The organism is Nocardia seriolae NBRC 15557 (assembly GCF_007990715.1).
GTDB classification, from domain to species: domain Bacteria; phylum Actinomycetota; class Actinomycetes; order Mycobacteriales; family Mycobacteriaceae; genus Nocardia; species Nocardia seriolae.
In genome coordinates, this window is the sequence record NZ_BJWY01000023.1 from 1 (window position 1) to 12334 (window position 12334).

Here is a 12334-nt window from a genome sequence, read left to right on the forward strand (position 1 = left end):
GGGTTCGAACGCTGAAGCGTTCTTTTACACCGTCTGGATGCGCTCGCCGACGGCTCTGCGAGAAGGAAATCTGCATGAAGCTCGGAACCTGGACCACCGCCGCATGCCTCGCCACCGCCGTGGCCTGCCTGACCACCGCGGGCGCGAACGCGGAACCGGCGACCGTTCGCCATACCACCGCGACGGGCATCGATCAGGGCATCGGGTACCAGGCGACCCTCTCCGAGCTCTCCCGCGTGCTGACCACCGCCGTCAGCGGCGGGGCGTTCACCACCGCTCCCGACGCCTCCGAGATCACGCTGACCTCCGACGACGGCGCAGTGGTGGCGCGAATCCCGCTGTCCTACCGGCTTTCCGGAGCTACTGTCCAGGTCGAGCGGACGATCTCCGACGACGGCCACCGCCTCGTTCTCGCACCCAAGGTGACCGCCACCGAGATCAGCGAGATGCAGCAGGTCGGCTCCATGACCCAGCTCATGAACGAGATCAACCAGAACGTGGCGGCGGTCGCGATCGGCGGCGCATTGGGCGGCCTCATCGGAACCGTGATCGGGCTCGGCTTCTTCAGCATCGTCACCGGTCCGATCGGCCTGCTGGTGGGCGCGATCGCGGGCGGTTACGCCATGGGCGGGCAACCGTTCATGGATGCGGTGACCGCCGTCGTCAGCGGCCGCCCCTAGCCGCCCATCGCGGAGACGCGTGCGCCCACGGGACCAATGCACAGCCGGTACCGGCCTGGCGTCGCCGGATCCCGGCTGTTTGAATGCGGGTATGAGTGGCCGAGAGCTGGGCGCAGCCGCCGACGTGTGTGTGGTGGGGCTCGGCCCCACGGGGCGGGCGCTGGCGCATCGCGCCATGGCGGCGGGGCTGCGGGTGGTCGCGGTGGAGCCGCGGCCGACCCGCCTGTGGGCCCCCACGTATTCCTGCTGGGTGGACGAGCTGCCGGAGTGGTTGGGCCACGGCGCGATTGCCAGCAAGATCGACGCCCCGGTGGTGTGGACCACCGCCGAGCGCCGGATTCCGCGCCCCTACTGCGTGCTGTCCAAGCAGGGCCTGTACGACGCGCTCCCCCTCGACGACGCGACGGTGATCACCGGCCGCGCCCGCATCGTGCAGCCGCATCGGGTGGAGCTGGCCGACGGCACCGAGGTGCGCGCCGCCACCGTGTTCGACACTCGAGGCCAGGCCGCGCCGGGCCCGCGCCGCACCGCCAGCGCGCACGGCATCTTCGTGGACGAGGACGTCGCCGCGCCCATGGTGGCCGCGGGCGAGGGCCTGCTGCTGGACTGGCGCGACGAGAACGGCGCGGGCCCGGACGAGCCGCCGTCGTTCCTGTACTCGGTGCCGCTCGGGGACGGCACGGTGATCTTCGAGGAGACCAGTCTGGGCCTGCGCGGCGGCATGCCACAGCACGAACTGCGGCGGCGCACCCTGAATCGGCTGGCGGCACACGGCATCCGGCTGCGCGGCGACGAGCCGACCGAGGCCGCGCACTACCCGCTGGACCAGTCGGTGCCCAATGCCGGTCGCGGACAGGTGATTCCGTTCGGTTCCCGCGGCGGCATGATGCATCCGATCACCGGTTACTGCGTGGCGGATTCACTGTCGCTGGTCGATACCGCCCTCGATGCCGTGCAGCGCGGCACCGACCCGATCGAGGCGCTGTGGCCCCGGCAGGCCCGCCTGGTGCACTGGATGCGCATGCGCGGCGTGTACGGCCTGGGCCGGCTCACCACCGCCCAGTCCATCTCCATGTTCGACGCGTTCTTCACCCGCCCGCCCCGCCAGCAGCGCGCACTGCTGTCGGCCCACGACGACTACACCGCGCTGGGTTCGGCCTTGTTCATGACGGTGGCCACCACCTGGCCCTTCCGCTGGCGCTTCGACCTGGTCGGCTGGACCAACCGGAACCGCTGGCTGAATTGGGATTACGGCCGCGCCCAGGACGCGCTCACACCCAGTTCTCGATCCAGTACTTCCAGATGATCGAGGCGTAGGCGGCCAGCGGCGGCACCCTGATGTCGGTGCCCGCGAGCGCGGCGGCGGTGTGGCGGGAGTCGAAGCGGCAGGCGAATTCGCTGTCCTCGATGACGTCCATGGGGATGCCGATCTGCCGCAGCGCCCAGCCCATGCCGGGCACCCGCAGGCTCACGTCGAGGGTCTGTTTGGGCATGACCTCGATGAGGTGCGGCGCGCCCGCCTCGTCGGCGAAGAGGTTGAAGACGTCGGCCACGCTCTGCTCGCGCGGGTCCACCAGGTGATAGGTCGAGGGGCCGTCGCCCGGGCGGTGGGCGATGTGGTCCAGGGCGCGGGCCACGAAATCGACCGGGACCATATTGGTTTCGCCGAGCTTGGGCGCGACCACGGGCAGGATGCGCGGCAGCTGGGCGGCCATGCGCAGCAGCCGGAAGAAGTAGTAGGGCCCGTCGATGCGGTCGATCTCGCCGGTGCGGGAGTCGCCGATGACGATGGCGGGCCGGTAGATCCGCCACGGCACCGCGGTCTGCTCGCGCACGTCCTGTTCGGCGCGCAGCATGGCGCGCTGATACGGCGTGGGCAGCAGCTGGCCGACGTCGGTCATGTCCTCGGTGAACAGCCCTTCCCACGCCCCGGCCACCCGGGCGGTCGAAACATGGTGCAGCCGTCCGGCTTCCAGGGCGGCCGCGAGGGCGGCCACCCGCCGGGTGCCGCCACCCGCCCCGGTGGCGTCGAATCCGGCGGCGAGGTGGAAGACATGGTCGATCGAACCGCGCTGTGCGGCAATCCAGCTCGAGTCGATGCCGAGTCCGGGCGCGCCGAGGTCGCCGCGGACCGGTCGCACCCGGTCGCGAGCGTTCCATTCGCGCAGGCAGCGGTTGAAGCGCAGCACGGAGTCCTCGCCGGGACGCACCAGCACGTGGACGTCCGCACCGCGTTTCAGGAGTTCGGGAACCAGAAATCGACCGATGAACCCAGTTGCCCCGGTAACCAGGTAAGCCATGGGGCCACCTTAACGTGACCCGGACCACACTCCGCCCGAGGCTCGGCGAACCTCCCAAATCCCGCGCACCGGGCGAACTCTCGGCCGGTGCGCGGGAACGGGTCTAGGCCCCGGTCTCGGCCGCCCGCCGGTAGCCGCGGACCGCGGGGTAGGCGAATATCACGATGATGCCGACCGTCCACGCCACCGTCTTCCACAGCGGCGTCGCGATCGGCCCGGACAGCGACAGCCCGCGCATGGCGTCGATGGCCGTGCTCATGGGCTGGTTCTCCACCGTCTTCTGCAACCAGGTCGGGTAGGCCAGCACCGGCACGAATCCGGAGTTGAAGAACATCAGCAGCGTATTGATGATGCCGATGATCGATACCAGCATGACGCCCTCGGTGAGCGTGGCCAGCGCCGTCACCAGCACCGCGAACCCGATGGCGAACAGAATCGGAATGGCGATCATGGCAATCGAAGCCGCGGCGCCGTTCCAGAACCGGAAGCCCAGCCCGACGCCGACCACGAGCACGAACAGCGAGGTGATGAGCACCCGGACGGCCTCGGCCAGCAGGCGTCCGGTGAGCCCGGCGGCCCGATGGATGGGCATGGTGTGGAACCGCCCGAGCAGTCCGGTGGCCTTCTCGACCTTGAAGCCGAGGGCGCTCACCATGGATCCGGACATGGCCGCCACCAGCATGACCATGGGCACGAATCCGTAGATCGCGGGCATCCCGGTGGCCTTGGCGATCGAGTCACCCAGCACGATGCGGAACATGACCAGCGTGGCCGCGGGGAAGATGAGCGTCTGAATGGTGGTGGAGGGGTCGCGCATCCAGCCCATGAGCAGTCGCTTGCACTGAATCAGGCTCTGTTCCACCCACATCGAGAACGCGCGTTCCGATCGCGGTGCCACCTCGGGCAGCGGCTGATGCCCCGCCCACGAATCGTTCTCGGCCGCTTTGTCGACCGTCATCGCAGTACTCATGACCGCCTCGCACTCGCCCAGACCGCCAGCGGCAGGAAGACGGTCAGCGCGCCGCCCAGCCACACCAGCGGGACCCACAGCACATGCCAGCTCACTCCTTGCGCGGCCATATCGCGCAGCGCGAAGGAGAACTGGGAGATGGGCTGATTGCGCACGAACGGCCGCACCCACGCGGGGAATCCGGCCTCGGGCACGAAGCCGCAGGACAGCATGCCGAAGATGAGCGTCGGCAGAGTCAGCGCCTGACTGAGGGATTCGGGGCTCTTGGTCAACGACCCGAGCCCGTCCGCGCCGATGGCCAGCACGGTGCCGACGCCGAGGGAGAACACGCAGAACAGCGCGGCCTGCCCCCAGCCGGCGACGAACCGGAAACCGATCATGTGCCCCCACAGCAGCGCCGCGACGAGCGAGACCACCGAGCGCACCAGGCCCGCGGACTGCCGCGACACCAGCGGCACCATGGCCCCGATGGGCATGGTCTGCATGCGGGTGTTGAGTCCGGTCATGGCCTCGTAGGCGGCCAGCTGCGCATTCGACATCATGGTGAACGACATGGTCTGCAGCACGATGATCGGCATCACGAACTGCGCGTAGTTGATGCCCTGGAACTGCATGACGTAGCGCAGCGGCAGGTAGAAGCCGAGGGTGAAGACCAGCGGCACGATCACCGCGACGACGAGTTCGCCCTTGGTGGCCATCACCCAGACGATGCGCCCGGTGAGGGCGCGCCACTGCGCGAAGCTGTTGGGCCGGGCCTTCGGTACCCCGGCGAAGAGGTCGGCCGTCTCGGCCGCTGCCGCGGTCACGCGACGCTCTCATTGGTCCGGAGGAGGCCCGCCGGGTCGGCTTCCTTGCTCCCGGAGTGTCCGGTGAGGGTGAGGAAGACGTCGTCGAGGGACGGGCGGCGCAGGCCGATGTCGGCGAGCCGGATGCCCGCGCTGTCGAGGCGGCGCAGGGCCTCCGACAGCGTGCCCGCGCCGTCGGGGGCGGGAATCGAAAGCCGGTCGCTGTCGGCCAGTTCCGCGCGGACCGCGTCGGGCACCAGGTCCCCGAGCGCGTCGCTCACCAGGATCAGCTGCTTGGGGTCCAGCGGCACGACCTCGCAGTAGCTGCCGCCGGTCTTCTCCTTGAGCGCGTCCGCGGTGCCCTCGGCGATGACGGTGCCCTTGTCGATGACGATGATGTTGTCGCTGAGCACGTCGGCCTCTTCGAGGTACTGCGTGGTCAGCAGGACCGTGATGCCCTGGGTCTTGAGCGCGGTGACCAGGTCCCAGACGCCTTGGCGGGAGCGCGGATCCAGACCGGTGGTGGGTTCGTCGAGGAACACCACCTCGGGCCGGACCACCAGGCCGCAGGCGATGTCGACGCGGCGGCGCATGCCGCCGGAGTAGTGGCGCACGGCGCGGCGGCCCGCGCCGGTGAGGTCGAATTCCTCGAGCAGGTCGTCGGCGCGCTTGCGGGCCGCCTTGCGGGGCAGGCCCATGAGGCGGCCGAAGAGCTCGAGGTTCTCGCGGCCCGAGAGGTTCTCGTCGAGGGCCGCGTACTGACCGGTCATCATGATGGACCGACGCACGGCGGCCGGGTCGGTGCGCACGTCGTGTCCGGCGATGCGGGCGATGCCGGAGTCGGGGCGCAGCAGGGTGGACAGGATCTTCACCGTGGTGGTCTTGCCCGCCCCGTTGGGGCCGAGAATGCCGAGCACCTGACCGCGCGCCGCCGTGAAGCTGATCCCTTGCAGCGCGTGTACTTCGCCGAAGGACTTGCGGACGTCTTCGACGTAAACGGCCGGATCGTCGGGTACTGCGGAATCCGGTCTGTCCAAGCTGGGCATCAACTCTCCACTATTGCTGGTCGGGCTGAACGATGTCGCCCCGTAGGAGGCGGGTCCCCACATCTCGCGGGGACAGGTTGCTACCGCCCGCGGGGATGATCCACACCGCCCGTCGTGATGTTACCGGGGCATCCGGAACGAGGCCGTTTCTTTGCCGAAGCAGCTATCTCCAAACTGTGCCCTTGGTCACAAACCGATGGGTCCCCGTATAGCCGCTGATCCAGGCGCAGACCGGCCGGTATGCGGTGATTTCGCTACCTTGTCGCATCTGTGACTCCCCCCATAATCTGGCCTTGACGGGGAGAGACATTCACAGGCCGCGAGAGCTAGACCATGGCCGAGTCGGCGCAGCCGGCAACCGGACGCGCTGGAGCGAGCCGATCCAAGGTGCTGACGTCCTACGATCCACGCACCGGGGAGGTCGTGGGCGAGTACGCCGGCATGGGCGCGGGCGAGCTCACCCGTACCGTCCGCGCGGCGCGCGGCGCCGAACAATGTTGGGCGGCACTGGGATTCGACGCCCGCAAGCGCTGGCTGCTGGACTGGAAGCGCAGCCTGGCCCGCGGCACCCGGGACCTGGTCGAACTCATCAGCAGTGAGACCGGCAAACCGCGTTTGGACGCCGCCATCGAGGTGACCCTCGCGGTGGAACACCTGGATTGGGTTGCGCGCCATGCCGAGAAGACCCTGAGCCGCCCCACCCGGTTGGCCACCGTATTGCGGCGCGAACCCACCGGCACCGTCGGCTACCTGCCGCTGGGCGTGGTCGGGGTGCTGGGCCCCTGGCACAATCCCGTTCTCACGCCGATGAATTCGATCGCGGGCGCGATGGCCTCGGGCAATGCGGTGGTGTTCAAGCCCAGCGAGCTGACCCCGGGCGTGGGCGCCTGGCTGGCCGACACCTGGAACCATCTGGCCCCGAATCAACCTGTGCTGCAGGTGGTCACGGGCGACAGCTCGACCGCCGCCGCGCTGCGCCGGGCGGCGGTGGACAAGCTGGCCTACGCCGGTTCCGGGGCGGGCGCGCGCGAGGTCGCCGAGCTGGCCGCGCAGGCGTCCACCCCGCTGGTCGTCGAGCAGGGTGGACGCGGTGCCATGGTGGTGCAGGTCGACGCCAAGCTCGATGCCGCCGCCGCGGCCGCGGTGTACGGGTCGATGGCCAATGCCGGGCAGCAGCCCGCGGGCGTGCAGTGCGTGTACGTGGCCGACTCGGTGTACGAACCGTTCCTGGAACTGGTCGCCGATCAGGCCCGGCGGCTGCGCCCGGGCGCGGATCGCCGCGCCTCCTACGGCCCGATGACCATGGACGCGCAGATCGATGTGGTGCGCCGACAGGTGCGCGACGCCGTCACCCGGGGCGCGCGGCTGGTGGTCGGCAGCCTGGAGTCGATTCGCGAGCCCTATATCGAGCCGATCGTGCTCACCGAGGTCCCCGAGGTGAGCACGGCGGTCACCGGGACGGCCGTGGGCCCGGTGCTGGTGGTGAATCGGGTGGCCACCATGGACGAGGCCGCCGAGCGGGTGAATGCCGCCCGCAGGCCGCGCACCGTCGCGGTCTTCACACGCGATCTGCGCAGCGTGCCGGAATTCGCGGCGCGGCTGCGCAGCGAGCTGATCACCGTCAACTCGGTACCCGTCTACGGCGTGAACGGCCCCGGCCGCATTCGCGATCCGCGCATCCTGCGGGAATTCGCACGCCCGCAGACGATTACCGACAAGCATCCGCCCGATCAGATCACCTCGGGCACCTTCGACAAGCGTCCGCGCCGCCTGCGGGTGGCCCGCGCCGTGTTCCGCATGCGGCACCGGGTGTGAAACCGGCTGCCGCCACGCATTATTCGGCCGGGGACGCGCCCAGCAGCACCGCGCGCATGAGGGCGCTGACCCGCGCCAGGTTCTCCGGCCGCCCGTCGAAGCGGATGCGCCGGCCCACGTCGATGACCTGGGCGATGGCCGCGTGCACCCGGAAGCGGGCCTCCACCTGGTCGCCGTCGAGCAGGTTGGCCCATTCGAGGACGTTCTGGCGCTGCACCGAGCGCAGCCGATGCTGTTCGGAGGCGGGCAGATTGGAGAATTCGGAGAAGTAGACCGGCAGGATCTCCGGCATGGCGAAGGTCATGCGGGAGAAGCGGTCGGCGATGCGCACGGCCGCGTCGGAGCGGCTGGTCGCCTCGGCCAGCGCCTCGTTGTTGGCGATGGCCACCCGCTCGCCGGTGCGGTTGAAGGCGGCGGCCAGCAGGTCGGCCTTGCTGGCGAAGTAGCGGTAGACGCTGGAGGCGTTGATGCCCGCGGCCGCGCCGATCTCCTCGATGCTGGCCTCGTGGTAACCCTGCCGCCCGAAGATGCGGATGGCCTCGGTGAGCAGTTGCTCGCGCTTGGAGATCACCGGCAGGCCGCGCAGGATCGGATCCCCGGTGGTGGGGGCGGGCGCGGGCGGCAACTCGCAGCGCAGGATGTCCCAGCAGATCTCGGTGATCAGATTGACCAGCCGGGTGGTCGACAGCGCGGTGCGGTGGGCGGTGATGGATCCGATGGCGCTGAGCAACGCGGCGGCACGCAACTGGGTGTCGGCGGGGTCGGCGTCGGGGTAGAGCGCGGCGATGGGCACCGCGACGGTGTCGTGCAGTTCGGTGTAGACGACCCGGATGCGGGCGCGGTCCTCGCGCTCCAGATAGCGCCGCTCCCACCGGTACAGCCCGCCCTCGCGGCGCACGTCGATGGTGTACTCGGCAATGCCGCGGATCAGCGCGGTGAGTCGCGGTTCCGGTTCCAGCTCGGGATTGTCGGCGGTCCGGGCGGCCTCCAGCAACTGCTGCGCACCCATTTCGGCGGCCGCCACCAGCAGCGCGTACTTATTGCGGAAATGCCGGTACAGGGCCGGGCCGGAGATGCCGACCTCGGCCGCGATCTCGTCCACGCCGACCGGGTGGTAGCCGCGTTCGGCGAAGGCTCGCGCCGCTACCCGCACGATTTGGGCCTTGCGGTTCTTGGGGCGGCGACGGGGTCCGGCCTCGCCGTCGGCCGATCCGGATGGACCGTCCGGTCGCACGGAAGCGAGGACGGCCTCGCTGCGATCGGCGACCATACAGTTTCTCCTTCTCGATGGCACCGGCTGTTGACAGTGCCGGACGAACGACCTTAAGTTAACCACAATTCGCAAATTCGCACACAGTCTGCGGCGATGCTGCCGCATATATATCTGGGGAGCGCCCGATGAGCACCATCGCGACCACGACGGGGTACACCGCGATTCAGGACGGGCGGGTGCTGCGCATCACCATCACCAATCCCAAGCGGAAGAACGCGCTCAGCTACGACACCATGGAGGGCCTCGGCAATACGATGCTGGCCGCCTATGACAACCCGGCGGTGCGGGTGATCGTGCTGACCGGTGAGGGCGGGGACTTCTGCACGGGCGCGGATCTGGCCGCGGCCCCGGGCGAGAAGGAACGCGGCATCACGCCCGAGATGACCATGGACGTGGCCAACCGGATGATCAAGGCCATTGTCGAGGCCCCGATCCCGGTCATCGCCCGGGTCAGGGGCGCGGCCGCCGGGGTGGGCGTGGCCTTCGCGCTGGCCGCCGATCTGGCCTACCTCTCCGAGGACGCCTACCTGCTGCTGGCCTTCATCAATATCGGCCTCATGCCCGACGGCGGCGCGGCGGCCATGGTGGCGGCCGCGGCCGGTCGCCCGCTGGCCGCCGAGATGGCCCTGCTGGGCGCGCGGCTCCCGGCTCGAAAGGCCCTGGAGCACAGCCTGATCGCGGGCGTCTACGGCGCGGAGGAGCTCGACGCCAAGGTGGAGGCGGCCGCCGCCAAGCTCGCGCACGGCCCGCGCCGCGCCCTCGAACTCACCAAGCGCGCCCTCAATGCCGCATCGCTGACCTCGCTCGATGCCGCCCTGTCCGCCGAGAAGACCGGCCAGTCCGAGCTGCTGCGCTCCCCCGATTTCGCCGAGGGCGCGATGGCCATGCTCCAGAAGCGCAAGGCCGTCTTCGCCGAATAGCCCGGCCGCGAACGGGCCTGCGCGTCAGCCCTTTCCGGTGGCGGTCAGGTAGATCAGCACCACGTTCAGGCCGGTGATGACGGCCGCCACCAGCCAGGCCAGCCCGGTGGTGACGCGATGGTTGACGTTGTTGCCCATGATGGCGGGATCGCTGGTGAAGCGCACCAGCGGAATCAGCGCGAACGGAATGCCGAACGACAGCACCACCTGCGAAATGATCAGGGCCCGAGTGGGATCGATGCCGAGCGCGAGCACCACCAGCGCCGGGATCAGGGTGATGACGCGGCGCACCACCAGCGGAATGTGCCGGTGCAGCAGGCCCTGCATGATCATGGCCCCGGCATAGGCGCCCACCGAGGTCGAGGCGAGCCCCGAGGCCAGCAGCCCGACCGCGAGCAGCAGTCCGGCCACCGGACCGAGCGCCTCCCGGACCGCGGCGTGCGCGCCCTCGATGGTGTCCACGCCGTCGCGGCCGCGCAGCGTGCTCGCGGCCATCAGCAGCATGGCCAGGTTCACCGCGCCGGCCAGCAGCATGGCCAGCCCGACGTCGTAGCGGGTGATGCGCAGCAGGCGGTTTCGCGGGGCCCCGGGATCGGGGTGCCCGTGCCGGTCGCGGGCCATGCCGGAGTGCAGGTAGACCACGTGCGGCATGACGGTCGCGCCGATCATGGCGGCGGCCAGCAGCACGCTGCCAGCGCCGTCGAAGCGGGGCAGCAGGCCGCCCACGGTCTCCGAGGCGGACGGGGGTGAGATCACCACGGAGGCAAGGAATCCGATGGCGATAATGCCGAGCAGCCCGGTGATCACCCGTTCGAAGGGTTGTTGCCCGCGCCGGTTCTGGATCAGCAGCAGGAACATCGAGACGCAGCCGGTGATGATGCCGCCGACCATGAGCGGCAGCCCGAACAGCAGCTTGAGCGCGATGGCCCCGCCCACCACCTCGGCGAGATCGGTTGCCACGGCCACGGTTTCGGCTTGCACCCAGTAGGCCAGCCGGATGGGCCGACTCGCCTTGGCCCGCACCACTTCCGGCAGGGAGCGACCGGTGACCAGACCCAGTTTCGCGGACAGGAACTGCACCAGCCCGGCCATGATGTTGGCCATCACGACCACCCACACCAGCAAGTAGCCGTACTGCGCGCCCGCGCTGATGTTCGACGCCACATTGCCCGGATCGACATATGCGATGGCGGCGACGAATGCGGGACCTAATAGGACCGTGGCCGATCGCGCTCGCTGAAACGGGCTGCTCTTATCGGCCACACTGGTACTCACATAGCGAGTTTACGGGTGACCGAACTTTTTGTTTAGTCATTCCTACCAAGCTGTGACCATAGCCATAACGGCAAACAGCCCGGCACCTTCCGGTGCCGGGCTGTGTTGTCTTGTCCGCGTTGGCTTTCGGCTAGATGCCGAGGCCCTGGGCCAGGACCGGCCACGAGTTGATGAACTCGTCGTTCCAGTAGCCCCACGAGTGGGTGCCGGTGGGCCGGAAGTTGAAGGTGGCCGGGATGCCGAGGGTGTCCAGCTTGCTCGCCAGGTTGTGGCTGCAGTAGTTGGTGCCCGCCTCGATGACGCCACCGATCAGGATCTGGTTGGCCAGGCCGTAGGCGCCGGGCAGCGCGTACTGACCGTTCATCACGTCGTACTGGCCGGGCAGGCCGCTGCCGGAGGAGACGTAAAGGTTGATGCCGCGCAGCTTCTCGGCATTGATGACCGGGTCGTGGGCCGCCCAGTCGGGCGAGTTCGACGGGCCGTACATGTTCTCCAGCTTGCCGCCGCCCCAGGTCTCGACGGTCAGGCGCATGAACTCCTGACCCTGCGGGTCGGCCATCTGCGCGCAGCCGGAGTAGGCGGCGACGGACTTGTACAGGTCCGGCTGGGCCTCGGCGAGGGTGAGCACGGTGGTGCCGGAGGTGGAGATGCCGGCGATGGCGTTGACGCCGTTGGTGCCCAGGGCCGCGTCGATCAGCGGGGGCAGCTCCTGGCTGAAGAAGGTGGTCCACTTGTTGCGGCCCAGCACCGGATCGTCATTGTTCCAGTCCTGGTAGTAGGACCACTTGCCGCCGATGGGCTGCACCACATTGACGTTCTTGTCACCGAGGAACCCGTTGACGATATTGGTCTTCTTGACCCAGGAGGCGTCGTCCTGACCGCCGCCCGCGCCATTGAGCAGGTACAGGGTCGGGCGCGGCGCCGAGGCGTCGGCGGGCCGCTGCACATCGACCGGGTAGGTGGCGCCCATGGCCGCGGAGTACACGTAGAGCCGGATATTGCGCTCGTCGCGCATCTCGGCCTTGGTGATCTTCGAACCGTCCGCCGAGACCGGGTCGGCCAGCAGCTTCTTGCCGTCGATGATCGGATCAGCGGAGGCGGTGCCGCCGCCGATGCCGGTCATGAGACCGGTGAGAACCGCTGTGGCGGCGAGGAAGGCCGCGGCTCGCACCCCGCCCCTCCCGTTCCGGACATGTCGACGAATCAATGTTTTGCACCTTCATCTCGTGTCGAATTCAGCTGGCCGGCGACCCCGCGGCCCGGGATTTCC

The 12334-nt window shown here is 69.2% G+C and carries 11 protein-coding genes; 4 read left to right on the top strand and 7 right to left on the bottom strand.

Translation table 11 applies throughout. From position 1 onward, the window contains the following. The first annotated feature begins 74 nt into the window (after nucleotides 1-74). Nucleotides 75-680 (top strand): DUF8020 domain-containing protein, encoded by a 606-nt coding sequence (locus tag NS2_RS10205; RefSeq protein ID WP_033087293.1) that lies wholly within the window; start codon nucleotides 75-77, stop codon nucleotides 678-680. Between the two features lie 91 nt (nucleotides 681-771). Continuing rightward, complete coding sequence (locus NS2_RS10210; RefSeq protein ID WP_033087294.1) at nucleotides 772-1986, top strand: lycopene cyclase family protein; 1215 nt, start codon at nucleotides 772-774, stop codon at nucleotides 1984-1986. Here NS2_RS10210 and NS2_RS10215 read toward each other — a convergent pair. The 4 genes from NS2_RS10215 to NS2_RS10230 form a co-directional block, all read right to left on the bottom strand. Further along, nucleotides 1952-2980, bottom strand: coding sequence for an SDR family oxidoreductase (locus NS2_RS10215; RefSeq protein WP_033087295.1), 1029 nt, complete (start codon nucleotides 2978-2980; stop codon nucleotides 1952-1954). The genes NS2_RS10210 and NS2_RS10215 overlap by 35 nt on opposite strands. Nucleotides 2981-3083: 103 nt before the next feature. Next, nucleotides 3084-3938, bottom strand: a complete 855-nt coding sequence (locus NS2_RS10220; RefSeq protein ID WP_052086261.1) for an ABC transporter permease — start codon at nucleotides 3936-3938, stop codon at nucleotides 3084-3086. Nucleotides 3939-3946: 8 nt separating this feature from the next. Beyond that, nucleotides 3947-4756, bottom strand: coding sequence for an ABC-2 transporter permease (locus NS2_RS10225; RefSeq protein WP_033087297.1), 810 nt, complete (start codon nucleotides 4754-4756; stop codon nucleotides 3947-3949). After that, nucleotides 4753-5781: a daunorubicin resistance protein DrrA family ABC transporter ATP-binding protein gene (locus tag NS2_RS10230; RefSeq protein ID WP_045436990.1), complete on the bottom strand. Its 1029-nt coding sequence runs from the start codon at nucleotides 5779-5781 to the stop codon at nucleotides 4753-4755. The genes NS2_RS10225 and NS2_RS10230 overlap by 4 nt, the downstream gene beginning before the upstream one ends. Nucleotides 5782-6114: 333 nt before the next feature. Here NS2_RS10230 and NS2_RS10235 point away from each other — a divergent pair, with 333 nt between their 5' ends. Continuing rightward, complete coding sequence (locus NS2_RS10235; RefSeq protein ID WP_033087298.1) at nucleotides 6115-7596, top strand: aldehyde dehydrogenase family protein; 1482 nt, start codon at nucleotides 6115-6117, stop codon at nucleotides 7594-7596. 19 nt (nucleotides 7597-7615) lie between these two features. On the opposite strand, the gene NS2_RS10240 is transcribed toward NS2_RS10235, so the two are convergent. After that, a complete protein-coding gene (locus NS2_RS10240) occupies nucleotides 7616-8866 on the bottom strand; it encodes a TetR/AcrR family transcriptional regulator (RefSeq protein ID WP_045436987.1) in 1251 nt (416 codons plus the stop codon). A 128-nt stretch (nucleotides 8867-8994) separates the two neighbouring features. Between NS2_RS10240 and NS2_RS10245 the strand changes: the two genes are divergently transcribed. Continuing rightward, nucleotides 8995-9789 carry an enoyl-CoA hydratase-related protein gene (locus tag NS2_RS10245; RefSeq protein ID WP_052086262.1) on the top strand — a complete coding sequence of 265 codons (795 nt, stop codon included), beginning with the start codon at nucleotides 8995-8997 and terminating at the stop codon, nucleotides 9787-9789. A gap of 24 nt (nucleotides 9790-9813) precedes the next feature. Here the strand turns inward: NS2_RS10245 and NS2_RS10250 are convergent, their stop codons facing one another. Further along, a complete protein-coding gene (locus NS2_RS10250; RefSeq protein ID WP_033087299.1) occupies nucleotides 9814-11064 on the bottom strand; it encodes an Nramp family divalent metal transporter in 1251 nt (416 codons plus the stop codon). Nucleotides 11065-11194: 130 nt separating this feature from the next. Next, complete coding sequence (locus NS2_RS10255) at nucleotides 11195-12187, bottom strand: alpha/beta hydrolase (protein ID WP_033087307.1); 993 nt, start codon at nucleotides 12185-12187, stop codon at nucleotides 11195-11197. Nucleotides 12188-12334: the final 147 nt, after the last annotated feature.